Below are 21,657 nucleotides of genomic sequence, written 5' to 3'. Positions count from 1 at the left end.
CCGGCAGGTTGTTCCCAGAGAGGCAAGCGACCGCTTAGTATGCGCCGGAGCAGTGGTAATGCCGACAGTGTTGTGGAGGCCCCTCATGCAGGCATGGCGAGTGCACCGGAACGGCGAGCCGAGCGAGGTGATGCGGCTCGAAGAGACCGACCGGCCCACACCCGGCGACGGGCAGGTGCTCATCGAGGTGCTCGCGGCGGACATCAACTTCCCCGACGCGCTGCTCTGCCGCGGCCAGTACCAGGTGCGGCCGCCGCTGCCGTTCACACCCGGCGTGGAGATCTGCGGCAGGACGGCGGACGGACGGAGGGTGCTCGCCACCCCCGCCCTGCCGAACGGCGGATTCGCCGAGTGCGTCGTCGCGGACGAGGCGGCCCTCCTGCCCGCCCCGGACGCCCTCGACGACGCCGAGGCCGCTGCCCTGCACATCGGCTACCAGACCGGCTGGTTCGGCCTGCACCGCAGGGCGCACCTCCAGGCGGGCGAGACCCTCCTGGTCCACGCCGCGGCCGGCGGTGTCGGCAGCGCGGCCGTCCAGCTCGGCAAGGCGGCCGGAGCCACCGTCATCGGTGTCGTCGGCGGCTCCGACAAAGCGAAGATCGCCACAGAGCTCGGCTGCGACCTGGTCATCGACCGCCGCAGCGAGGACATCGTCGCCGCGGTCAAGGAAGCCACCGGCGGACGCGGCGCCGACGTGGTGTACGACCCGGTCGGTGGCGACGCGTACGCCAAGTCCGTGAAGTGCATCGCCTTCGAGGGCCGGGTGATCGTCGTAGGCTTCGCGAGCGGCGTCATCCCCACCCCGGCGCTGAACCACGCCCTCGTCAAGAACTACTCGATCCTCGGACTCCACTGGGGCCTGTACAACACCAAGGATCCGGCCGCGGTCCGCGCCTGCCACGACGAACTCACCCGGCTCGCGGCTCAGGGCGTCATCAAGCCGCTGATCAGCGAGCGGGTCGAGCTGGCCGGGGCCGCGGTCGCCGTCCAGCGGGTCGCCGACGGCACCAGCACCGGCCGGATCGTCGTCCTCCCGACAGGAGCCGCCCGATGACAACCCCTGACGCGGCCGAACTCCGCCGCCGCACCCAGGACCTGCTGGCCGCACACCCCCCTGCCACCACCGACCGCACCGACTTCCTCAAGGCCCGCTTCGACGCCGGACTCGCCTGGGTCCACTACCCGGCCGGCCTCGGCGGCCTCGACGCGCCGCGCTCCCTGCAGCCCGTCGTCGATGCCGAACTCGCCGCTGCGGGCGCCCCCGACAACGATCCCCGCCGGATCGGCATCGGCCTCGGCATGGCAGCCCCCACCATCCTCGCCTACGGCACGGACGAGCAGAAGCAGCGCTTCCTGCGGCCCTTGTGGGTCGGCGAGGAGGTCTGGTGCCAGCTCTTCAGCGAACCGGGCGCCGGCTCCGACCTCGCCGCACTCGGCACCCGCGCCGTCCGCGACGGCGAGGACTGGGTGGTCGACGGACAGAAGGTCTGGACGTCCAGCGCTCATCTGGCCCGCTGGGCGATCCTCATCGCCCGCACCGACCCGGACCAGCCCAAGCACCGCGGCATCAGCTACTTCATCTGCGACATGACCGACCCCGGCGTCGAGGTCAGGCCGCTGCGCCAGATCACCGGCGAGGCCGAGTTCAACGAGGTCTTCCTGACCGGCGTACGCATCCCGGACAGCAGGCGCCTCGGCCCGGTCGGCGAAGGCTGGAAGGTCGCCCGGACCACTCTGATGAACGAGCGGGTCTCCATCGGCGGAACACGTATCCCGCGCGAGGGCGGCATGATCGGCCCGGTCGCCCGCACCTGGCGCGAGCGTCCCGAACTGCGCACCCACGACCTCCATCAGCGCCTGTTGACCCTCTGGGTCGAGGCCGAGGTGGCCAGGCTCACCGGCGCCCGGCTGCGCCAGCAGCTCGTCGCCGGACAGCCCGGTCCCGAAGGCTCCGGCATGAAGCTCGCCTTCGCCCGCCTCAACCAGGAGATCAGTGGCCTGGAAGTCGAACTCCTCGGCCAGGAGGGTCTGTTGTACAGCGACTGGACCATGCGCCGCCCGGAGCTCGTCGACTTCACCGGACGTGACGCCGGCTACCGCTACCTCCGCTCCAAGGGCAACTCCATCGAGGGCGGCACCAGTGAGGTGCTGCTCAACATCGTTGCCGAGCGCGTCCTCGGCCTGCCCGTCGAGCCGCGCAACGACAAGGACGTCGCCTGGAAGGACCTGGCCCGATGACCGCACCGACCGAAGAGACCCAGGCACCCGATCTGCTGTATTCGGAGGCCGAGGACGATCTGCGGGCAGCGGTGCGTTCGCTGCTCGCCGACCGGTGCGACGCGCCGACGGTGCTCGCCCGCGTCGAGTCGGACACGCCGTACGACCCGCAGCTCTGGAAGGCCCTCGCCGCCGGCATCGGCACCGCCGGGCTGCTGGTGCCGGAGAAGTTGGGCGGGCAGGGCGCAGGACACCGGGAGGCCGCGGTGGTGCTGGAGGAGCTGGGCCGCAGCGTCGCCCCCGCGCCGTATCTGACGAGTGCGGTCGTCGCCACCGAGACGCTCCTCGCGCTTGCGGCGCAGGACGGACCGGCCGCCGAACTCCTTAGGGACCTCGCCACCGGACGCAGGATCGCGGTCCTCGCCGTGCCGTTCTCCGCCCCGGCGCCCGACGCCGCGCAGCCGGCCGGTGTCGTGGCCGGCGCGGTGGAGGGGATGGTGACCGGCGTCGCCGACGCGGCCACGGCCGATGTGCTGCTGGTGCCGACGACCGACGGTCTGTACGCGGTGGAGACCGGCTCCGCCGGTGTCACCGTCGAGCCGCTCGTCCCGCTCGACCTGACTCGCCCGATCGCCACCGTCACCCTTGCCGGAGCCGCCGGAACCCGCCTGGCCGACGGCGCGTCCGCAGTCTCCGCCGTGCGCCGAGGACTGCTGGCGGGCGCCGGACTGCTCGCCTCCGAACAGCTCGGACTCGCCGAGTGGTGCCTGGCCGAGACGGTCCGCTACACCCGCGAACGACACCAGTTCAACCGGCCCGTCGGCTCGTTCCAGTCCCTCAAGCACCGCATGGCGCAGCTCTGGCTGGAGGTCGTGTCGGCCCGCGCCGCCGCGCGAAACGCCGCGGACGCCCTCGCGACCGGCAGCCCCGACACGCCGTTGGCGGTGGCCGTCGCGCAGGCGTACTGCTCGAAGGTCGCGGTGCACGCGGCGGAGGAGTGCATCCAGCTGCACGGCGGCATCGGCATGACCTGGGAGCACCCGGCGCACCTGTACCTCAAGCGCGCCAAGGCCGACTCGATCGCGTACGGCACGGCCGGACACCATCGCGAGGCCATTGCCGAACTCGTGGAACTGCCCGCGCCGTAACCGGACGCAGGCAACGGCCCGTGAGACAGCGGGACTTGGGAGCGGAGGTGCGTGTTCACGCGCCTCCGCTCCGCCGTTTCCCCGTCCGGGGGTACCGGACATCCCTTTACTTGTTGTTTAATTGCGACTGGCTCGCAATAACGGTCGATCTTCAATAAGGGATGTGCAGAGTATGACGGCCCGATCGATACGGGGAGCGGTCGCCGCGACACTGGCGACCGTGCTGTCGTTGACCGCGGCAGCCTGTTCACAACCGGGTGGCTCGGACAGCAGCAACTCCGGTTCGGGGGCCGGGGACTCGGCAGTGGTCGGTATCGCCTACGAGCCCGAGAGTCTCAGCCCGCTCCTCGGCTACGGCAAGGACGGCAACTCCAAGATCTTCGACGGGCTGCTCGCCCTCGACGGGAACATGAAGCTGCGGCCCGCGCTCGCCACCGCCCTGCCCGAGGTGAGCGACGACGGACTGACGTACACGTACAAACTCCGCCGCGGCGTGAAGTTCAGCGACGGGAAGCCGTTCGGCGCCAAGGACGTCGTCTTCACCTACCGCACCATCCTGGACGAGAAGACCAACAACGCCTCCCGGACCGAGCTCGACGCGGTGAACAGCGTCGAAGCGACCGGCGACGACACCGTCGTCTTCACGCTCAAGTACCCCTACGCGCCCTTCGCCCAGCGCACCGTCCTGCCCATCGTCCCCGAACACGTCGCGGGCAGGCAGGACGTCAACACCGGCGCCTTCACCACCCACCCCATCGGCACCGGACCGTACGTTCTCACCAAGTGGTCCAAGGGCGAGAAGTTGAGCTTCAAGGCCAACCCCGACTACTGGGGCGGCGCACCGAAGGTGAAGAAGTTCACCATGGCGATCATCAAGGACGACGACGTACGCGCCACCCGGCTGCGCTCCGGCGAGCTCGACGGCGCGATCCTGCCCCCCAACCTGGCCAAGGGTTTCGCCCGCGACAACGGCATGCGCACGTACGCCGCCACGACGTACGACTACCGCACCGTGACCCTGCCCACCCACAACAAGGTCGCGGGCGACACCGCGATCCGGCGCGCCCTCGATGTCGCCGTCGACCGGCAGGCCATGGTCGACTCCATACTCAACGGCGAGGGCAGGGCCGCCTACGGTCCAGTCCCCACCGACAGCGAGTGGTTCGCCAAGGGCACCGAACGCATCCACGACCTCGACGCCGCGAAGAAGATCCTCGACGACGCCGGGTGGAAGCCCGGCAAGGACGGCATCCGCGCCAAGGACGGCGTACGTGCCGCGTTCCCGCTCTGGTACCTCACCGGCGACAAGCTCCGTCAGGACCACGCACTCGCCTACGCCTCCGACGCCAAGAAGGCCGGCATCGACATCACCACCGAGGCCGGGACCTGGGAGGTCATCGAGCCCCGGATGAAGCAGGACGCGGTCCTCGCGGGCGGCGGATCGCCCGCCGACCCCGACTTCGACCAGTACACCCTGCTGAAGTCCTCGCTCGCGGGCGACGGCTTCAACAACATGGCGTGGTACGACAACAAGGCCGTGGACCAGGCCCTCGAAGCGGGCCGCAGAAGCGGCGACGAGGCCGAGCGCAAGGCCGCCTACGACACCGTCCAGCGCGAACTGGTGAAGAACCCCGGCTACACCTTCCTCACCCACATCGACCATCTCTACGTCGTGAAGGACCGTTTCGGCGCGCTCACCACCCAGGTGGAACCGCACGACCACGGTCTGGCATCCGGCCCGTGGTGGAACGTCGAGGACTGGACGCCGAAGAAGTGAACCACCGCCTCCCCTGGGGGCCGATGGGCAGGATGGCGGGACGGCGGGCGCTGCTCGCCGTCCCCGTCCTGGCCGCCGTGACGTTCGGTGTCTTCGCCGTCGCCGCCGCCTCCCCCTTCGACCCGGTCAAGGCGTACGCGGGCACCGCCGGTCTCACCGCCTCGCAGGAGAACCTCGATCAGCTGCGGGTCAACCTCGGCGTCGACCAGCCCCTTGTGACCCGCTGGTGGAACTGGCTGACCTCCGCGCTGAGCGGCGACCTCGGCGACTCCAGCGTGATGCGCCAGCCGGTCGCCGATGTCATCGGCGAACGCCTGGGCTGGTCCGTGCTGCTCGCCGCGAGCGCCTTCGTCGTCGCCGTCGTCCTGGGTACGGGCCTCGGCGTGCTGGCCGCACGCAGGCCCGGCGGCCTGCTCGACCGGTGCGCAAGCTCCGCCGCGTACACGCTCGAAGCCGCCCCGGCCTTCTGGACCGGACTGCTCGCCATCTGGTTCTTCGCCCTGAAACTCGATGTACTCCCGGCCGGTGGCCTCACCGACGCGGCCAGCGACACGGTCACTTTCGGCCAGGTCGCCACCCATCTGGTGCTGCCGGCGGCCGTGCTCGGGATCTCCCAGCTGCCGTGGTTCTTCCTCTACGTACGCCAGGGCGTCACCGACGCACTGGACGAGGACCCGGTGCGCGGCGCACGCGCCCGTGGACTGCGCGAACGCACCGTGCTGCTCGGCCACGCACTGCGCTCCGGGATGCTGCCGATGCTCACCCTCATCGGCTCCCGCGTCCCCGAACTCATCACCGGTGCCCTGCTCGTCGAGACGGTCTTCAGCTGGCCCGGGATCGCCGCTGCTACCGTGCAGGCCGCCACCTCCGTCGACTTCCCGCTGCTCGCGGCGCTCACGGTGCTCGCCACCGCGGCGGTCGTCCTCGGCAACCTGGTCTCCGATCTGCTGTACGCGATCGCCGATCCGAGGGTGGGCTTCGATGGCTGAACCCGTCCTCGGACCCGCCCGCCGCACGACCCGCCGTATCCGCGTGGTCAGTTCCGCCGGGATCGTCGCAGCGATGCTGCTCGCGGTACTCCTCGTACCGCCGCTGGTCCAGCTCGACCAGCAGGCCGTCGACCTCGCGGCCAAACTCCAACCGCCCTCCTGGGAGCACCCGTTCGGCACCGACGATGTCGGCCGGGACCTGTTGCTGCGCTGCGTCTACGGGCTCCGCGTCTCGCTGCTCGTCGGCATCGTCGCCGGGCTCACCGCCACCGTCATCGGGACCGCCGTCGGTGCGCTCGCCGCCGCGTTCGGGGGCTGGACCGACCGGATCGTCATGCGGCTCGTGGACATCTTCTCGTCCGTACCGCATCTGCTGCTCGGCATCTTCATCGTCGCCATGTTCCGGCCCGGCGTCGGCCCCGTGATCGTGTCCGTCGCCCTCACCCACTGGCTCTCGACGGCCCGGATCGTCCGCTCCGAAGTGCTGTCGCTGCGCTCGCGCCCGTTCATCGACGCGGCGATCTCCGGCGGCGCCTCGCGCGGGCGGGTCATCGTCCGGCATCTGCTGCCCGCAGTGCTTCCGCAGGCGGGCCTCGCCGCGGTGCTCATGGTGCCGCACGCCATGTGGCACGAGTCCGCGCTTTCCTTCCTGGGGCTCGGACTCCCCACCCACCAGGCGAGCCTCGGCAACCTCGTGCAGACGGCGCGCAGTTCGCTGCTTGCCGGGGACTGGTGGCCGACGCTCTTCCCCGGCCTGTTCCTGATCATCCCGACACTCGCTCTGGCGGGCCTCGCCGGCTCCTGGCGGGAACGGATCAACCCGCGCCGCCGATCGGAGCTGATGCTGTGAAGCCCACCCCGGACCCGCAGACCCCGGACCCGCAGACCCCGGACCCGCAGACTCCGGTCCTCTCCGTCCGTGGGCTCTCCGTCCGCTTCCGGATGCGCGGCGGGCGGCACATCGCGGCCGTCAGCGACGCACGCTTCGACCTCGCGGCGGGGGAGTGCCTGGCCCTGGTCGGCGAGAGCGGCTGCGGCAAATCCGTACTCGCCTCAGCGCTGCTGGGGCTGCTGCCCGGCAATGCGCAGACCGAGGGTTCGGCGGTGCTCGGTGACGGGACCGATCTCCTCACCGCCGATGAACGGACCCTCGCCCGGACGGTACGAGGCCGCCGCATCGGACTCGTACCGCAGAGCCCCGCAGCCCACCTCACTCCAGTCCGTACGGTGCGCGCCCAACTGGAGGAGACCGTCCGTGAACTGACCGGCATCCGAAAGCCCACGCTGCGCACCGCGGCGGAGCAAGCCGCCGCGCGTGCCGCTTTCCCGGCCGGCCACCTGGACCGGTATCCGCACGAGCTCTCCGGCGGTCTCGCCCAGCGCGCCGCGACCGCGCTCGCCCTGATCGGTGACGCACCCCTCCTCCTGGCCGACGAGCCGACCACCGGACTCGACCGCGACCTGGTCGAGCGAACCGTCGACGAACTGCGCCGCCACACCGACGGGGGCAGGGCGCTGCTGATCATCACCCATGATCTGGCGGCGGCTGAGCGGATCGCCGACCGGGTCGCCGTGATGTACGCGGGCCGCATCGTCGAACTCGCCGACGCCGACCGGTTCTTCGGAGAGCCGGGACCAGGCCATCCGTACGCGCGCGGTCTCCTCGACGCCCTGCCGGAGCGCGCCTTCGCCCCCGTCCCGGGAATGCCGCCGGAGCTCGGAGCCCTCCCCGACGGGTGCGCGTTCGCGGCCCGCTGCAGCCGCGCCGACGACCGGTGCTCCGTACCACCCCCGTTCGACGGCCGTCTGGCCTGCCACCACGGTGTGCGGGCAGGCGCGGAGGAGTCCGCCCATGCTTGAACTCGCCCGTATCACTGCCGGATACGACCCCCGCGACCCCGTCGTCCGCGATGCATCCCTGACGATCGCGCCGGGGGAGTCCGTCGGACTGCTCGGCCCGAGCGGCTGTGGCAAATCCACCCTGGCCAAGGTCGCCGCCCTGCTGCATCGCCCGGACGCGGGCACGGTCGTACTCGACGGCCGGTCGGTACGGGGCTGGCGGCACCGCGCACCGCGGGCGCAGCGCACCGCGGTCGGCGTCGTCTTCCAACAGCCCCGGCTCTCGGCCGACCCCCGGCTCAGCCTGCGCGAACTCATGGCCCAGCCGCTGCGGGCGACCGGCCGGCGCGCGGAGGTGACGGACCGGGTGGCCGAGCTGGCACCGGCCGTCGGTCTCACGGCCGAACTGCTGAACCGGCGTCCCCACGAGGTGAGCGACGGCCAGTTGCAGCGCGCCTGTCTGGCCAGGGCGCTGGTCCTGCGGCCGCGCTGGCTGATCTGTGACGAGATGACCGCGATGCTCGACGCGTCGACGACCGCCGCTCTGGTGGCGGTGGTAGAGGCCTACCGACGCGAGTCCGGGGCCGGGCTGCTGGCCGTCGGCCACGACCGGGTGCTGCTGGAACGCTGGTGCGACCGTACAGTCGGCTGGCAGGGAATCTCCGGGCCTGTCGCAGCGCAGGAGTCCATGAGCCCGACCGGATGAGCCCACGCCCTTCGCGCATTCGACAATGAGGGTGCTGGGACAAGCCCCGCATTCGGCGGATCCAGGTGGAGGGGAAGCATGGCTGATCAGTGGGTAAAGCTGGAACTTGATGTCAGTGCGTTCGACGCCGACCGATTTGAGGAGTACGTGACGAGATGTCGCGCCGGCGGCATCCGGCTGACCACACTTGCCGAACTGGGAGACACCCCTGAACACCGTCGCGCCCTGTACGAGCTGAACAAGGAGTTCGCCGCCGACATCCCGGAGCGGGGCGAGTTCTACTCGTTCGACGAATACACCGAGCGCCGGCTGGCGGTCCCTTCGTATGATCCGTGCGGTGTCGTGATCGCACTGGACGGCGAAGCCTGGATCGGCATGGCGGCGACCTCCGACCATGGGGACTTCGTCTTCAACGAGATGACCGGAGTGAAGGCCGAGTACCGAGGGCGCGGCTTGTCCATTGCCATGAAGACGTTCGGGATGGGCTTCGCCAGAATGTGCGGAGCGCGCACGGTCCGCACATTCCACCATCCGGCGAACACAAGCGCTATCGCCATGAACCGGACGATGGGCTACGTCGACGCCGACTGACCTGACGGGGGAGCGGCGAAGACGCACCGCCGGGTCGGGATCGCGCCGCGCAACCACGGCACTGGGTATGGCCTGGCTCGTGAAAGGCGATTCGGCTGCTGGACGCCACCGCACGTATGGTCGGGCGGGCGGCGAAGGGCCAGACCGTCGGCTCGGAGTCCGGCTCTGCAGGATTCCTGTCCACTTGAGGCCAGTGGGTACTTGGGCAGCACCTGCAGCACCGTCACGTACCGTATGGTGCTCAACGTGCTCGACCTGCAGCACGCACGGTCCGCGAACTTCTTCCGCTGATCCGGGACAGCGACACCGACTGCGTGACTCGCTCGCCGTCAATACTCATGCTCGCTCGGCGTCTCCTTCTCACCCCGTCAGACCTCTCCCAGCCGTGCGTGCAGGGCGTCGATGTCGGGCAGGAACCAGAGCTGGGTGCCCCGGTTGCTTTCGCGGACGAAGTCCCGCAGGGCGTTGCTGGCATCGGTGTGCCGGGAGATGTCCCCGACGACGGCCAGTTTCAGACGGTAGTTGACGAACTTCTGGACGATGTCGCCCGCGACGCGGGTCCGCAGTCGGAAGAAGTCGTCCGTCAGCCGGCCGACCGGAACCGCGACCCAGGTGGCGTCGTGCTGGAGTCCTTCACCGATCAGGTCGAGCGCGTCCTGCTCGTCGCGCAGCGGTGCGCCGTCCGGCGCGCAGATGAGGACGGGTGTGCTTGCGAGGTGCTGGAGCGTGTCAGGCATGGGGCTGTGTTCATCGGAGGTGTAGGTGCTGCTCATTCCGGTTCCTCGATCAGGGTGTTGATGATCTTCAGCAGGTCCGCCGCGGTGTCCAGGCCGCCCAGGACGATGATCTTGAGAGCGGCTCGTTCCTCGTCGTAGACGGTTTCCACGCGCAGCCGGTCAGCACCTTGCTCGCGGTGTCGGCCCTGTGCGGCGGCCATGACCAGGTTGGTCAGGCGGATGGTCGCCTCAGGGCTGATCGCGTCGATCTGCACGATGCCGGACACCTCGGCATGGCGCGTACGACGGGCGGGGGAGGGGGCGGGGATGCCCGTGAACGCCTCCAGGTCCTCGCGGGTGATCCGGTACTGCCTGCCGACCCGGGTCGCTTTCAGTCGCCCGTCCCGCACATATCCCCGCACGGTTCTGACATGCAGCCCCAGCAGGCCCGCCACTTGCTCCACCGAGTAATAGAGCTGCCGCGCCACGTCGCCCCCAAACTGCTCTTCCGCTCGCCCTGCAGGCTCAATATTTCCTCTAAAGTACATGAGAAGCGGAAGGTGAGGTAATTTTAAGGAGTCTTGAGGCGGAGCGGTACGCAGGCGGAGCCGATCACCGACGCGTCCGGCCGACGTCAGGAGCTCGTGAGGATGACGAGCTGCTGGGTCGCTCGGGTCATCGCGACATAGCGGTCGACCGCTCCTTCGATGCCCTTGCCGAACGCCTCCGGGTCGATGAGGGCGACCAGGTCGAACTCGAGCCCCTTCGACAGCTCCGGGGGCAGCGACCGGACGCGGGACGTCGTCCGGAATGTGGGATCGCCGATGACGCAGGCGATCCCGTCGGCATGTGCGGCGAGCCAGGTGTCGAGGATCGAGCTCAGATCCGAAGCAGATCCGTGTACGACGGGGGCGTTGCTGCTGCGGATGGAGGTCGGCACATTGGCGTCCGGGAGCACGGCCCGGATGACCGGCTCGGCTTCCGCCATGATTTCTTCCGGTGTCCGGTAGTTGATGCTCAGGGAGGCCAGGTTGATCCGGTCGAGCCCGATCCGCTCGAGCCGCTCCTGCCACGACTCCGTGAACCCGTGCCTGGCCTGGGCGCGATCCCCGACGATGGTGAAGCTCCGGGACGGGCACCGGAGCAGCAACATCTGCCACTCCGCGTCGGTCAGTTCCTGAGCCCCGTCCACGACGATGTGTGCGAACGGGCCGGCGAGCAGGTCCGGTTCGGTGCCGGGCGATGCGGTCCCGTCGATCAGGGTGTCCTGAATGTCCTGTCCGCGCAGCATCGTCACCGCACCTTCGCCGTCGTCATCGGCCTCGAGCAGGGCGTCGATGACGTTGGCCATGTGCTCGCGTTCGGCGGCGACAGAGGCGTCATGCCGACGCTTGCGTCGCGAAGCCTCCGGGTCGCCGACCCGCTGCCGTGCCGCGTCCAGGAGCGGCAGGTCGGACACCGTCCAGGCCTGGGCGTCCCCGCGCTGCAGCTGCGACACGTCATCGGGGCTGAGCCAGGGAGCGCACTTGCGCAGGTAGGCGGGTACCGACCACAGGTCTCCGACGACGTCGGCCGCTTCGAGCAGTGGCCACGCGCGGTCGAAGGTCGTGAGCAGCTCCCTGTTCTGCAGCAGCGACTTGCGGAGCAGGTCGGCCGGGACGTCGTCGTCGTGCTCGTCCACCAGGATCGTGAGCAGCTCCTCCCAGATCTGGTCGCGCGCCTCGTTGTGCGGAGCACCGGGTCCTGCTGCTTCGAACGCCAGGGCCCAGTCGTCGGCGCTCAGCCGGATGTCGGACCACTGGGTCGTGATCGTCATCCCCTTGGTGGGCGGCTCCTCGTAGAACCCGACGGCCGTCTCGATCGCCTTCACCAGGTTCGCGGAGGACTTCAGGAGGGCCACGTGCGGGTCGGCCTCGACCGCTGCTGTGGCCCCTTCGGCGACGTAGCCCAGGTAGGGCTGGTGCGGACCGACGAACAGCACGCCGCCCCGGCGGTGACCGAGGCGAGGGTCGGAGTGGAGGAGGTAGGCGGAGCGGTGCAGAGCGACGGCGGTCTTCCCCGTACCCGGACCGCCGTCGACGACGAGAGCGCCGCGGGATCCCGCGCGGATGATGGCGTCCTGGTCGGCCTGGATGGTGCCGAGCACGTCTCGCATCCGTGGCGACCGGTTGCTGCCCAGGCCGGCGATGAAGGCGGACTGGTCGTCGAGCGCGGCGTGCCCGACAAACCCGTCCGACGTGAACACCTCGTCCCAGTAGTCGCTGATCCGGCCGCGGGTCCAGCGATACCTGCGGCGGCTTGCCAGACCCATCGGGTTGGCGTGGGTGGCTCCGAAGAATGGCTCAGCCGCGGGGGAGCGCCAGTCGAGCAGCAGTCGCCGGCGCGATTGACTGGCCCCGCGCGTGCGTGGACGGGTCTCACGTCCGCGCGAAAGAGGGGTTGCCGACAGCGGTCCGTCGCCGGCCGACCGCCGGAAGACAGGCACCAAGCACCACCTGATCTGCGACGGACGCGGCACACCGCTCGAGGTCATCACTACCGCGGCCAACGTCAACGACGTCTCCCGGACCCTCGCCCTGGTCAACAGCATTCCGCCGATCGCCGGCCGTCGCGGCCGTCCGCGCAGGCGCCCCGACGCCCTGCTCGGCGACAAGGGCCACGCGTACCACCTGCGCGCTGTTGTGCCGACGAAGCCCGCTCGGCACCAACGCCGGCAGCGGCATCGTCCACCACCGCTGGACGGTGCCGGCCGACAAGGGGAACGGCAGTCGACGAGCGGACGACGACCCGATCAACTCTTGTGAAGTGCCTTTCCGTTGCAGCGATCACGGTCGCATACTCGGTCGCGTCCGACCGTCCGATCCGCCCCTCGCTCTCGGGAGAATCCATGGCGTTCCCGACCCGCCGAAACGTCGTCACCACCGCGCTCGCCACCGTCGCCGCAGGCGCAGTCCTGTCCCTGCAGACGGCCGTCGCGTCCGAGGCGTCCGCCGCGCCCTCGGCCGCAGGCCGCCACTGTCCGCGCCCGCTGCGCCAGGCCCACGCGCACAACGACTACCTGCACACGCACCCCCTCCACGACGCGCTCGCCCACGGCTTCACCAGCGTCGAGGCAGACATCTTCCTTGTGGACGGGGAGCTGCTGGTCGCCCACGAGGCCACCGACCTCGACCCCACCCGAACCCTTGCTTCTCTCTACCTCGACCCGCTGCTGGCCAGGGTCCGGGCCAACCACGGCACGGTCCACCCCGGCTACCGCGAACCCGTCCAGCTACTGATCGACATCAAGACCGATGGGGCCGCCGCCTACCTCGAACTCGACCGGCAGCTCAGGCGATACCGGCAGATGCTGACGGCGTACCACCACGGCCGGGTGCGGCCCGGCGCGATCACACCCGTCATCTCCGGCGACCGCGCCGCTCGCGTCCCGATGGAGGCGCAGCGCACGCGGTACGCGTTTTACGACGGCCGGCCGGGCGACCTCGGGACCGCGGCCACCGCCTCGTTCATCCCGCTCATCAGCAGCAGCTGGAGCGACAACTTCAGCTGGCTGGGCGCGGGCCCCTTCCCCGTGGCCGAACGGGACAAACTGCGCTCGCTCGTCGCCACGGCCCACCGGAGCGGCCAACGCGTCCGTTTCTGGGCCACGCCCGACGTCGCGGGACCGGAGCGGGACGCCGTATGGACCGAACTGCTGGCCGCCGAGGTCGACCACCTCAACACCGACGACCTGGCAGGGCTCGAACACTTCCTGCGTACACATGACAGGGACGCGAGGACCGAGGCCACTCGCCTCGACGGCTGACCGGACGCGGGCGCACCGTCCGGACCGTGACAGCCAGTCAACACCCATATGGCGGACATGCCAGTCCGCCGGATGGCCTCTCCGCTACGCCACACTGGCGGCCGAATGCCGCATTCCGGCGCGGCGGAGGAGGTTGGCCATGGCCATTTCGATCTCACTGGTGCTGCTTCTGCTGATCCTTGCGGTGATCTTCCTCCGCAACGGGGGGCTGAAGATCACGCATGCGCTGGTCTGCGCCATGCTCGGGTTCTTCCTCGCGGGTACGAGCATGGCGCCGACCATTCAGAACGGCCTGACGGCCACCGCCGACGTCGTCAGCAGCCTCAAGCCCTGACTCCCGCAGCCCGTTCGGTGACCGGGGCCCCAGAGGCGGTCACGCGGACTGCCCGGAGGTCGGGCGCGGGCTTCCGTGCCCGCGGGAATCGATCGGAATCGATCCAGGGTGATCCGGAACAGGACGGACAAGGGCCGGTCCCACGAACAGAAGGTGATCGTCCTGAACAGTCGGCAGCACGATGCCGTCATCCGGGGGCGGCCGGTATGTGGGGATGAAAAGGCCACCGCGTGTACGCAATGCCGAAGGCCCGAGCATCGCTTCGTTCCCTCGATCGCCGACCTGCCGCCACTTCGGACCACGTACGGGCCACGGCCGCCGAGATCCGACGGGCGATGCTCGATCACCGCGACCGTGGGCGACGCCACGCGGCGGTCCGGTCCGTACCCGGCTGACCCCGGCCGGCCGTGGCGCGATGCGCCGAGTTGCGATGTCGTGAAGCGGGCATGAAACACCACGCACTCCATGCACGCCGATGCGGCGGAAAGCGCCACCCATCCGTACTCCGGGCCCCTCGGCCGCAGCCCCGGAGTCCGCAGCGAACAGATCGCCCCGCTCGGCGGGGAGTGCGCCACCGCCACCTTCGACTCGGCGGGCCGGCTGATCACCGTGTGCGGCACGTTCACCGGGGGTTCCTGCTCAAGGTCCTCGATCCCCGCACCCTCGACACACCGGCCGAGTGCAGGCTCCCGCAGCGCTCCTCGACCGTCGAGGCCATCACCCGACTCGACTTCTCGAAGATCTTCAAGGACACCTCGGACGGCGCCTACTTCTACCTCGACAACCAGGACCGGGTGGTTCTCGCCGACTCCCGGCAGCACATCCTGCGGATCGCCCATGAGCAGGCGGCGGACGGCGGCCGGCGCTTCGTCGTCGACATCGACGCCTGGTACCTCACCGCCGTGGACTTCCGCACCGGCGAACGCCGTTGGAAGAAGCTCACCGGCACCGGCCCCCTCGTACGACAACAACTGGGCGCCGATCACGATCGGTCCCGACGGCGTATGTGGGTGTGTTCAACGGCATCGTGGCGGTCCGGGACACGGAGTGACCGTGGCCGGACGCGGCTCACCGGGTGGCGCGCACCTGCGGGGAACGCAGCCATTCGGTGAGCAGACGATTGACGTCGACGGCGCGCTCCTGCTGGATCCAGTGCCCGCACCCCGGCAGGACGTGGGAGGAGACCAGGCCGGGAAGGGTCTCGGGGAAGCTCTCGATGGCGTCGGCCATCCAGGTGGTCGACGCGTCAAGCTCTCCGCCGATGAACAGCGAGGGCTGGGGGATCGGCGCACCGTCCCAGGCGGCGAGGTCCTCCCAGTCCCGGTCGACATTGCGATACCTGTTGAGCGCCCCCGTCAGCCCGGTCCGCTCGAACTCCGCCGCGTAGAAATCGAGATCGGCCTCGCTCAGCCAGGAAGGGAGGCTGTCGGTGGCGAACCGGTCGCGGAGCCGTGCCCCCGGCGGGATGAAGAAGAGACTGCCCTCACCGTCCGAAGGCATCGTGTCGGCGGAGAGTCCGGCGTAGAACCCGGCCAGCCAACCGCGCACATCGGGCTCGATCTCCGCCTCGGCCCGCCCCGGGGACTGGAAGTAACTGACATAGAACTCCTCGGCACCTCCAATACGGCTGAAGACGTCGCTCGGCCGGTGACCGTTCCGCGGTGCGTACGGGATGCTGAGCAGCGCCACGGAGGTGAAGACATCGGGCAAGAGCAGCGCGCTGCCGGCGGCGATGGTCGAACCCCAGTCGTGGCCCACGATCGTCGCGGTCCGTTCACCGAGCGCTTGAACGACACCGACGTTGTCCGAGACATGGGCCGGCATCCGGTACGCCTCCACATCGCCGGGCTTCGACGAGCGCCCGTAGCCGCGTACATCGATGGCAACCGCACGAAACCCTGCTGCGGCAAGGGCCGGAAGCTGGTGGCGCCACGAGTACCACGACTCGGGGAAGCCGTGGACCAGCAGGACCAACGGTCCGGTTCCCTGTTCCAGCAGGTGGATACGGCCTCCGGGCACCTCCACCAGCCGGTGGACGGCGTCCGGCAGCGGAGCGGCGGGAAAGTCGGTGGGCGGCATGTGCTTCTCCTCGCGGATGTGACCAGCTCTCGTGCGGTGGCCGTCGACGCGGAGGTCACCCGGCCGGGAGCGCCTCGCCCATCGGTGCCACCTGTGCCACGATCATTCGGCCACCGCCGTCTCGCCCACAAGAATTCTTGCTGTTACGGCAAACCCGCGGCATGCGGTGCCGCCTCAAAGGCCGACGAGCCGGGACCGGATCAGGAACCGCACCCCCTCCGGAGCCTCCAGAGAGAAGCCACTGCCCCGACCCTCCACCACATCGACGATCAGGCGGGTGTGCGCCCACAGCTCGAACTGACTCTTCGACATCCAGAACGGGACACTCTCCGCCACCCCGTCGACATCGAGCGAGGCCAGCAGCACGTCGGAGCCGCCGGTACGGAATTCTCCGTACGGGTAACACATGGGCGCACTGCCGTCGCAGCAGCCGCCCGACTGGTGGAACATCAACGGGCCGTGGGCCTCCCGCAGTCGACGCACCAGATCGGCGGCGGCGGGGGTGAGCTCCACGAGCGGCGTGTCCTGCGGACTCGTCCGGGATGCCCCGAACGGCAGCTCATCAGAACGCAGTTGGCCGGGGGGCGGATTCTTCGTCTCATCTCGGTTCATGCATCAGCCCTTGTCGCATCGGATGGCGCACCGGTCGGCTGGGACGATATGGGCGAACGCTACCAGTCCGGCTCCGTTCAGCAAGGGGTGTGCGAACGCAGCGGTCCGATCCGCAGCCCCGTTCGCCGCAGGTATCGGTGATCACGGGAAGTGCGCCGAGTGCGGAGCGCCAGGCGCCGGGTGCGGAGGTCACGTCGCTGTCGTGCAGCAGGGTGGTTCCCCACCTGTCATCCGCGCGGCGACGTGTCGCAGCAGTCCCCCGGCCGTCGGTCGCCGACGAAAGGGCGGGCAGCGGCACCCATGTCCGCGGAGCACGCGGCCGACGAAGCCGCCGCTGCGGTGGCCGGGGACCGGTGTCCGACGGCTCGCGATCGGCCGCGCGGCGCCGGCCACCGGTACGCCGCAGACTCACCGGGCGTCCTTCGCCCTCGCGGCCACATCCTGACCGGTGCCGCAGCGCGTCGCGGCCCTCATACGCACCCCGAAGCCTCATAGCCGTCGCACGCCCGCCGCGGTCGGCGCCCTGCTCGTCTGCGTGATGGCCGCCTCGCCCGCCGGGGTGGCGGCCGGTGTGCACGACCTGCACCGAAGCGTGGAGATCGCCCAGGGAGAGCAGCCGAACGGCTGAGATCGGCTGCCGCCTCGTACGCTACTCAGCACGCCTTCGCCCACGCGTAACGGTGTTCGGGCCGGCCGGTGTCGCCGTACTTGAGGCTGAGGCTGATGCGGCCCGCGCCCTCCAGGTACTTGAGGTAACGCTGGGCGGTGGAGCGGCTGAGGCCGGCCCGGGCGGCGACCTCGTGGGCGGACAGCGGCTCGTCGGCGGCCGACAGGACATGGCGGATGACGTCGGCCGTGGGTGCGGAGTGGCCCTTGGGCAGGGCTGCCGCGGGACCGGAACCCGCGGTGCGAAGGGCGCCGAAGATCTGGTCGACCTGCTCCTGCCCCGCCTCGCCGTGGCCGTTTCCCACGCCTTCGAGGGTGCGGCGCAGGGCCGCGTAACTCTCCAGCTTGGACCGCAGACCGGCGAAGCTGAACGGCTTGACCAGGTACTGCAGGGCGCCGTACCGCATGGCGGTCTGGACGGTCGACACATCACGGGCCGCGGTCACCATGATCACATCGGCCGGGTGGCCCAGCTGGCGCAGCCGCCGTACAAGTGTCAGCCCCGTCTCGTCCGGAAGATAGTGATCGAGAAGAACGAGGTCGACATGGTCACGCTCCAGGAAGGCGAGCGTCTGTGCTGCGGTGTGTGCGCGTGAGATGACACGGAAGCCGGGGACCTTGGCGACATATGCGGCATTGATCTCGGCAATGCGGAAGTCGTCGTCCACCACCAGGACATCGATCATCACAACTCTCCCACTTCGGACAGCGGCCGGACGCTGAGTGCCTCTGGCAGGACGACGGTGAAGACCGCGCCACCGCCGGCCCGGGCCGTGACGCGAGCCGCGCCACCGTAGCGCTCGGCCAGCCGGCGCACCAGCGCCAGACCCAGACCGCGTCCGCGATGCGCGGGGGACTCCTTGGTGGACCAGCCCTCGGTGAAGATCTGCTCGCGCATGCCGGGAGGTACCCCGGGACCGTTGTCGCTGACCCGCAGCACCGCGGTGGTGCCCTCGGCGAGAAGCTCGACCTCGATGAGCGAGGCGACGTCCAGCGCGTTGTCGATGAGGTTGCCGAGGACGGTGACCAGATCGCGCGGGTCCACCACCACGTCCGGGAGCCGGGTGGCCGGCGAGATGCGCAAAGAGGCGCCCCGCTCCGCCGCGATGGCCGACTTGCCCACCAACAGCGCCGACAGCAGAGGATCGTTGACGCGTTCCGCGACTTGCTCCGCCGAGGCCCGGTGACCATTGGCCACCTGCGCGACGAACTCCATCGCGGCATCGTGCCTCCCGAGTTCCAACAGTCCGAGCAGGGTGTGCAGCCGGTTGGCGTGCTCGTGGTCCTGGGCGCGCATCGCATCCAGCAGGCCGTGAGTGGAGTCCAGTTCACGGCCGAGCAGCTCCAGCTCGGTACGGTCGCGCAGGGTGACGACGGCTCCGCCGTCACCGGTGGGCATACGGTTGGCGATCAGCACGCGTCCATGGCAGACGGTGATCAGGTTGTCGCCGTCGACCCGTCCCACCAGCACCTCCGTCGTACGGCCTGGCGGTAGCACCTCGCCCAGCGCCCGTCCGACGGCGTCCTGGTCCAGCTCCAGCAGACGCTGCGCCTCATCGTTGAGCAACCGGATCCGGCCCTGGGCGTCGAGGGCGAGAACGGCCTCGCGAATGCTGTGCAGCATGGCCTCGCGCTCGTCCAGCAACGCGGAGATGTCGGCGAAGGCGAGTCCATGGGTACCGCGCTGCAGCCGCCGCGAGACGGCCAGGGCGGCCAGCACGCCCGCGGCGAGCGCCGCTCCGGAGTAGAGCAGCAGACCGGGAATGGCGCCGAGCAGCCGCTCATGGACGCTGTCGTAGGCGATACCCACCGAGACGGCACCCACGATGGTCCCGTCCCTGTCGCGCAGAGGAACCTTCGCGCGTGCCGAGCGGCCCAGGGTTCCGTTGTCGATCTGCATGACCTCCCGGCCGCCCAGAGCCGAGCTGGGATCGGTTGAGACGTGTCTGCTGATCTGTGCGGTGTCGGTGTGCGACCAGCGCACCCCGCGGGTGTCCATGACCACGATGTAGAGCGCTCCGGTGGCCCGCCGGATCCGTTCCGCCTCGGCCTGCACCGGTCCGGTGGGGCTGGGGTCGGTACTGGTCAGGTCGCGCACCAGACCGGGTTCGGCTGCGGCGGTCTGGGCGATGGACAGCGCCTGCTGCATCGCCTGGTCGTCGAGCTGGTGGCTGAGGGGGGCGAGGAAGAGACCTGTCACGAGCATGATCACGCCGGTGGTGATGGCCACCTGGGTGAGGAGCACCTGGGCGAAGACACGACGGGGCCAGTGAATCCGCATGTGCTCGCTCTCTGCCTTCCGCCGGCCAGGAACCTGATGCTCCGATTCGTCCTTGTGTGAACGCAACGTAAACGTTGCCGTCGCCGATGACCAGTCCTCGTGGTGCATTCGTTGCCGCAGCGCGAGCAGAAGGAGCAGAACCACTGGTTATGGGCAGAAGCAGGAGTTGTGGGCGCAAGGGTGCCCACGTCCCCGGGCCGCACTTAGCGTCCCGCTCCATGAACAGCGAAACGAGCCCCGCCATCGAGCTGCGGGGGGCGAGCAAAGCGTTCCGGACTCCGTCGGGGGCGCTCCACACCGCCGTACGGGATCTGGACCTCACGATCGGGCGCGGTGAGTTCGTCGCCGTGGTGGGCCCCACCGGATGCGGCAAGTCGACCACTCTGACTCTGGTCAGTGGTCTGGAGGAGCCCACCGAGGGGGAGGTGCTGGTGGGCGGTGAGCCGGTGCGCGGCATCGGCGACAAGGTCGGCTTCGTCTTCCAGCAGGACGCGGTCTTCCCGTGGCGGACCGTGCTGTCCAATGTGATGGCAGGTCCCCGCTTCCGCGGCGTGCCGAAGCCGGAGGCGAAGGAGCGGGCCAGGGAGTGGCTTGCCCGGGTCGGGCTGTCCTCGTTCGAGGACCGCTATCCCCACCAGCTGTCCGGCGGTCAGCGCAAGCGTGTCGCGCTCGCGGCCACGTTCGTCAACGATCCCGAGATCCTGCTCATGGACGAACCCTTCTCCGCACTCGATGTGCAGACCAGGGCCCTGATGTCGGACGAACTGCTGGAGCTGTGGGCCGGCACCGGAGCCTCCGTCGTCTTCGTCACCCATGACCTGGAGGAGTCCATCGCGCTGGCCGACAAGGTCGTGGTCATGACCGCGGGACCGGCCACGGTCAAGGAGGTCTTCGAGATCGATCTGCCCCGCCCCCGCAAGGTCGAGCAGGTGCGTCTGGAGCCCCGGTTCATCGAGATCTACCGGGAGATCTGGTCCTCGCTCGGCGAAGAGGTCCGCATCACCCGCGAGAGGGGTGCCCTCGATGTCGCCTGAAACGATCACCGCGAACACCGCCGTCACCAAGACCGAGCGGACCCGGGCCAGGGCGCGGGCCGCCCGCAACCGCAAGTATCTGGTGTTCGGGAGCCGGATCGCGGTGCTCTTCGCGGTCGTCGGACTGTGGGAGTGGCTGGCCCGAACGTCGGTCATCGACCCGTTCAACTTCTCCATGCCGTCGAAGATCTGGGACCAGATCCGCACCTGGGTCGTCGACGGCACCGCCCAGGGCTCCCTGTGGGAGCAGATCTGGTACACGCTCTACGAAGCGCTGCTCGGCTGGGTCATCGGTGTGATCGCCGGTGTGCTGCTCGGAATCGCGCTGGGCCGCGTCCGCTTCGCCGCCGATGTCCTCGGCCCGTACATCAAGGTGCTCAACGCCCTGCCGCGCATCGTGCTCGCCCCGATCTTCCTCATCTGGTTCGGCCTCGGCCCGGCCTCGAAGGTCGCCTCCGCGGTCGTCCTCGTGTTCTTCCCCGTCTTCTTCAACGCCTTCCAGGGGGCAAGGGAGGTCGACCGCAATCTCGTGGCCAACTCCCGCATCCTGGGCGCCGGCAACCGCCAGGTCACGCTTCAGGTGGTCATCCCCTCGGCCACGTCCTGGATCTTCACCAGCCTGCATGTGAGCTTCGGCTTTGCCCTCATCGGCGCCATCGTCGGTGAGTACATAGGGGCCACCAAGGGACTCGGGCTGCTGGTCGCCGCCTCTCAGGGCACGTTCAACGCCGCCGGTGTCTACGCCGCGATGGTCATCCTCGCGATCGTCGCGCTGCTGGCCGAAGGCCTGCTGACTTTCCTCGAAAAGCGGCTCTTCCGCTGGAAGCCGGCCGAGGCCGACACCGCCCGCTGACGCCGACCGT

22 protein-coding genes and 1 pseudogene are annotated in these 21,657 nt (G+C 69.6%); 16 read left to right on the top strand and 7 right to left on the bottom strand.

Features of this window, described 5'->3' with window-relative positions:
* The first annotated feature begins 85 nt into the window (after positions 1-85).
* The 9 genes from OG953_RS04845 to OG953_RS04805 all read left to right on the top strand — a co-directional run bounded on the left by OG953_RS04845 (position 86) and on the right by OG953_RS04805 (position 9,267).
* Positions 86-1,054, top strand: coding sequence for an NADPH:quinone oxidoreductase family protein (locus OG953_RS04845; protein ID WP_405682699.1), 969 nt, complete (start codon positions 86-88; stop codon positions 1,052-1,054).
* The gene (locus OG953_RS04840; protein ID WP_405682698.1) at positions 1,051-2,238 is read left to right on the top strand and encodes an acyl-CoA dehydrogenase family protein; all 1,188 of its coding nucleotides are present in this window, start codon (positions 1,051-1,053) and stop codon (positions 2,236-2,238) included. Before OG953_RS04845 ends, OG953_RS04840 begins: the two co-directional genes overlap by 4 nt.
* On the top strand, positions 2,235-3,365 hold the full coding sequence (locus OG953_RS04835) for an acyl-CoA dehydrogenase family protein (RefSeq protein WP_405682697.1): 1,131 nt from the start codon (positions 2,235-2,237) through the stop codon (positions 3,363-3,365). Before OG953_RS04840 ends, OG953_RS04835 begins: the two co-directional genes overlap by 4 nt.
* A gap of 172 nt (positions 3,366-3,537) precedes the next feature.
* On the top strand, positions 3,538-5,142 hold the full coding sequence (locus tag OG953_RS04830) for an ABC transporter substrate-binding protein (protein ID WP_405682695.1): 1,605 nt from the start codon (positions 3,538-3,540) through the stop codon (positions 5,140-5,142).
* A 23-nt stretch (positions 5,143-5,165) separates the two neighbouring features.
* Positions 5,166-6,131 carry an ABC transporter permease gene (locus OG953_RS04825; protein ID WP_405691633.1) on the top strand — a complete coding sequence of 322 codons (966 nt, stop codon included), beginning with the start codon at positions 5,166-5,168 and terminating at the stop codon, positions 6,129-6,131.
* The gene (locus OG953_RS04820; RefSeq protein WP_405682694.1) at positions 6,124-6,981 is read left to right on the top strand and encodes an ABC transporter permease; all 858 of its coding nucleotides are present in this window, start codon (positions 6,124-6,126) and stop codon (positions 6,979-6,981) included. The genes OG953_RS04825 and OG953_RS04820 overlap by 8 nt, the downstream gene beginning before the upstream one ends.
* Positions 6,982-7,073: 92 nt before the next feature.
* On the top strand, positions 7,074-7,991 hold the full coding sequence (locus tag OG953_RS04815; protein WP_405691631.1) for an ABC transporter ATP-binding protein: 918 nt from the start codon (positions 7,074-7,076) through the stop codon (positions 7,989-7,991).
* Entirely contained in the window at positions 7,984-8,676 is a 693-nt protein-coding gene (locus OG953_RS04810; protein WP_405682692.1) for an ABC transporter ATP-binding protein, read from the top strand. The genes OG953_RS04815 and OG953_RS04810 overlap by 8 nt, the downstream gene beginning before the upstream one ends.
* A 78-nt stretch (positions 8,677-8,754) precedes the next feature.
* Positions 8,755-9,267, top strand: coding sequence for a GNAT family N-acetyltransferase (locus tag OG953_RS04805; RefSeq protein ID WP_405682691.1), 513 nt, complete (start codon positions 8,755-8,757; stop codon positions 9,265-9,267).
* Positions 9,268-9,635: 368 nt separating this feature from the next.
* Here OG953_RS04805 and OG953_RS04800 read toward each other — a convergent pair whose 3' ends face one another.
* From OG953_RS04800 to helR, 3 genes are all read right to left on the bottom strand, one after another.
* Positions 9,636-10,004, bottom strand: a complete 369-nt coding sequence (locus OG953_RS04800; protein ID WP_405691629.1) for a DUF4180 domain-containing protein — start codon at positions 10,002-10,004, stop codon at positions 9,636-9,638.
* Between the two features lie 32 nt (positions 10,005-10,036).
* Positions 10,037-10,471, bottom strand: coding sequence for a helix-turn-helix domain-containing protein (locus tag OG953_RS04795; protein WP_405682690.1), 435 nt, complete (start codon positions 10,469-10,471; stop codon positions 10,037-10,039).
* 146 nt (positions 10,472-10,617) lie between these two features.
* Positions 10,618-12,294, bottom strand: coding sequence for an RNA polymerase recycling motor ATPase HelR (gene helR / locus OG953_RS04790; protein ID WP_405682689.1), 1,677 nt, complete (start codon positions 12,292-12,294; stop codon positions 10,618-10,620).
* Positions 12,295-12,385: 91 nt separating this feature from the next.
* On the opposite strand from helR, the gene OG953_RS04785 reads away from it, so the two are divergent.
* From OG953_RS04785 to OG953_RS04770, 4 genes and pseudogenes are all read left to right on the top strand, one after another.
* Positions 12,386-12,787, top strand: a complete 402-nt coding sequence (locus tag OG953_RS04785) for a transposase (RefSeq protein WP_405682687.1) — start codon at positions 12,386-12,388, stop codon at positions 12,785-12,787.
* A gap of 83 nt (positions 12,788-12,870) precedes the next feature.
* Entirely contained in the window at positions 12,871-13,788 is a 918-nt protein-coding gene (locus tag OG953_RS04780) for a phosphatidylinositol-specific phospholipase C/glycerophosphodiester phosphodiesterase family protein (RefSeq protein WP_405682686.1), read from the top strand.
* Positions 13,789-13,927: 139 nt separating this feature from the next.
* Positions 13,928-14,122: a hypothetical protein gene (locus OG953_RS04775; protein WP_405682685.1), complete on the top strand. Its 195-nt coding sequence runs from the start codon at positions 13,928-13,930 to the stop codon at positions 14,120-14,122.
* 450 nt (positions 14,123-14,572) lie between these two features.
* Positions 14,573-15,021, top strand: a pseudogene (locus OG953_RS04770) (hypothetical protein); the annotation flags it as partial.
* Between the two features lie 169 nt (positions 15,022-15,190).
* On the opposite strand, the gene OG953_RS04765 reads toward OG953_RS04770, so the two are convergent.
* Both OG953_RS04765 and OG953_RS04760 read right to left on the bottom strand, forming a co-directional pair.
* Complete coding sequence (locus tag OG953_RS04765; RefSeq protein WP_405682684.1) at positions 15,191-16,201, bottom strand: alpha/beta fold hydrolase; 1,011 nt, start codon at positions 16,199-16,201, stop codon at positions 15,191-15,193.
* Between the two features lie 174 nt (positions 16,202-16,375).
* The gene (locus OG953_RS04760; protein ID WP_405691627.1) at positions 16,376-16,714 is read right to left on the bottom strand and encodes a DUF779 domain-containing protein; all 339 of its coding nucleotides are present in this window, start codon (positions 16,712-16,714) and stop codon (positions 16,376-16,378) included.
* 547 nt (positions 16,715-17,261) lie between these two features.
* On the opposite strand from OG953_RS04760, the gene OG953_RS04755 reads away from it, so the two are divergent.
* Positions 17,262-17,441, top strand: coding sequence for a hypothetical protein (locus OG953_RS04755; protein ID WP_405682683.1), 180 nt, complete (start codon positions 17,262-17,264; stop codon positions 17,439-17,441).
* Positions 17,442-17,466: 25 nt separating this feature from the next.
* On the opposite strand, the gene OG953_RS04750 is transcribed toward OG953_RS04755, so the two are convergent.
* A complete protein-coding gene (locus OG953_RS04750) occupies positions 17,467-18,165 on the bottom strand; it encodes a response regulator (protein WP_405682682.1) in 699 nt (232 codons plus the stop codon).
* The gene (locus tag OG953_RS04745) at positions 18,165-19,760 is read right to left on the bottom strand and encodes an ATP-binding protein (protein ID WP_405682681.1); all 1,596 of its coding nucleotides are present in this window, start codon (positions 19,758-19,760) and stop codon (positions 18,165-18,167) included. The genes OG953_RS04750 and OG953_RS04745 overlap by 1 nt, the downstream gene beginning before the upstream one ends.
* Positions 19,761-19,978: 218 nt before the next feature.
* Between OG953_RS04745 and OG953_RS04740 the strand changes: the two genes are divergently transcribed.
* The gene (locus OG953_RS04740) at positions 19,979-20,794 is read left to right on the top strand and encodes an ABC transporter ATP-binding protein (RefSeq protein WP_266355177.1); all 816 of its coding nucleotides are present in this window, start codon (positions 19,979-19,981) and stop codon (positions 20,792-20,794) included.
* The gene (locus OG953_RS04735) at positions 20,784-21,647 is read left to right on the top strand and encodes an ABC transporter permease (protein WP_405682679.1); all 864 of its coding nucleotides are present in this window, start codon (positions 20,784-20,786) and stop codon (positions 21,645-21,647) included. Before OG953_RS04740 ends, OG953_RS04735 begins: the two co-directional genes overlap by 11 nt.
* The last annotated feature ends 10 nt before the right edge of the window (positions 21,648-21,657 follow it).

The organism is Streptomyces sp. NBC_00057, from assembly GCF_045041165.1.
Lineage (GTDB): Bacteria > Actinomycetota > Actinomycetes > Streptomycetales > Streptomycetaceae > Streptomyces.
This window is presented reverse-complemented; position numbering and strand designations above follow the sequence as displayed.

Excerpts from the sequence above, each read along its gene's own strand:
- OG953_RS04830 (WP_405682695.1), top strand. The coding sequence starts at position 3,538 with ATGACGGCCCGATCGATACGGGGAGCGGTCGCCGCGACACTGGCGACC.
- OG953_RS04810 (WP_405682692.1), top strand. The coding sequence starts at position 7,984 with ATGCTTGAACTCGCCCGTATCACTGCCGGATACGACCCCCGCGACCCC.
- OG953_RS04820 (WP_405682694.1), top strand. The coding sequence starts at position 6,124 with ATGGCTGAACCCGTCCTCGGACCCGCCCGCCGCACGACCCGCCGTATC.
- OG953_RS04775 (WP_405682685.1), top strand. The coding sequence starts at position 13,928 with ATGGCCATTTCGATCTCACTGGTGCTGCTTCTGCTGATCCTTGCGGTG.
- OG953_RS04805 (WP_405682691.1), top strand. The coding sequence starts at position 8,755 with ATGGCTGATCAGTGGGTAAAGCTGGAACTTGATGTCAGTGCGTTCGAC.
- OG953_RS04815 (WP_405691631.1), top strand. The coding sequence starts at position 7,074 with ATGCGCGGCGGGCGGCACATCGCGGCCGTCAGCGACGCACGCTTCGAC.
- OG953_RS04740 (WP_266355177.1), top strand. The coding sequence starts at position 19,979 with ATGAACAGCGAAACGAGCCCCGCCATCGAGCTGCGGGGGGCGAGCAAA.
- helR (WP_405682689.1), bottom strand. The coding sequence starts at position 12,294 with ATGGGTCTGGCAAGCCGCCGCAGGTATCGCTGGACCCGCGGCCGGATC.
- OG953_RS04745 (WP_405682681.1), bottom strand. The coding sequence starts at position 19,760 with ATGCGGATTCACTGGCCCCGTCGTGTCTTCGCCCAGGTGCTCCTCACC.
- OG953_RS04735 (WP_405682679.1), top strand. The coding sequence starts at position 20,784 with ATGTCGCCTGAAACGATCACCGCGAACACCGCCGTCACCAAGACCGAG.
- OG953_RS04750 (WP_405682682.1), bottom strand. The coding sequence starts at position 18,165 with ATGATCGATGTCCTGGTGGTGGACGACGACTTCCGCATTGCCGAGATC.
- OG953_RS04765 (WP_405682684.1), bottom strand. The coding sequence starts at position 16,201 with ATGCCGCCCACCGACTTTCCCGCCGCTCCGCTGCCGGACGCCGTCCAC.
- OG953_RS04840 (WP_405682698.1), top strand. The coding sequence starts at position 1,051 with ATGACAACCCCTGACGCGGCCGAACTCCGCCGCCGCACCCAGGACCTG.
- OG953_RS04845 (WP_405682699.1), top strand. The coding sequence starts at position 86 with ATGCAGGCATGGCGAGTGCACCGGAACGGCGAGCCGAGCGAGGTGATG.
- OG953_RS04825 (WP_405691633.1), top strand. The coding sequence starts at position 5,166 with ATGGGCAGGATGGCGGGACGGCGGGCGCTGCTCGCCGTCCCCGTCCTG.
- OG953_RS04780 (WP_405682686.1), top strand. The coding sequence starts at position 12,871 with ATGGCGTTCCCGACCCGCCGAAACGTCGTCACCACCGCGCTCGCCACC.
- OG953_RS04835 (WP_405682697.1), top strand. The coding sequence starts at position 2,235 with ATGACCGCACCGACCGAAGAGACCCAGGCACCCGATCTGCTGTATTCG.
- OG953_RS04800 (WP_405691629.1), bottom strand. The coding sequence starts at position 10,004 with ATGCCTGACACGCTCCAGCACCTCGCAAGCACACCCGTCCTCATCTGC.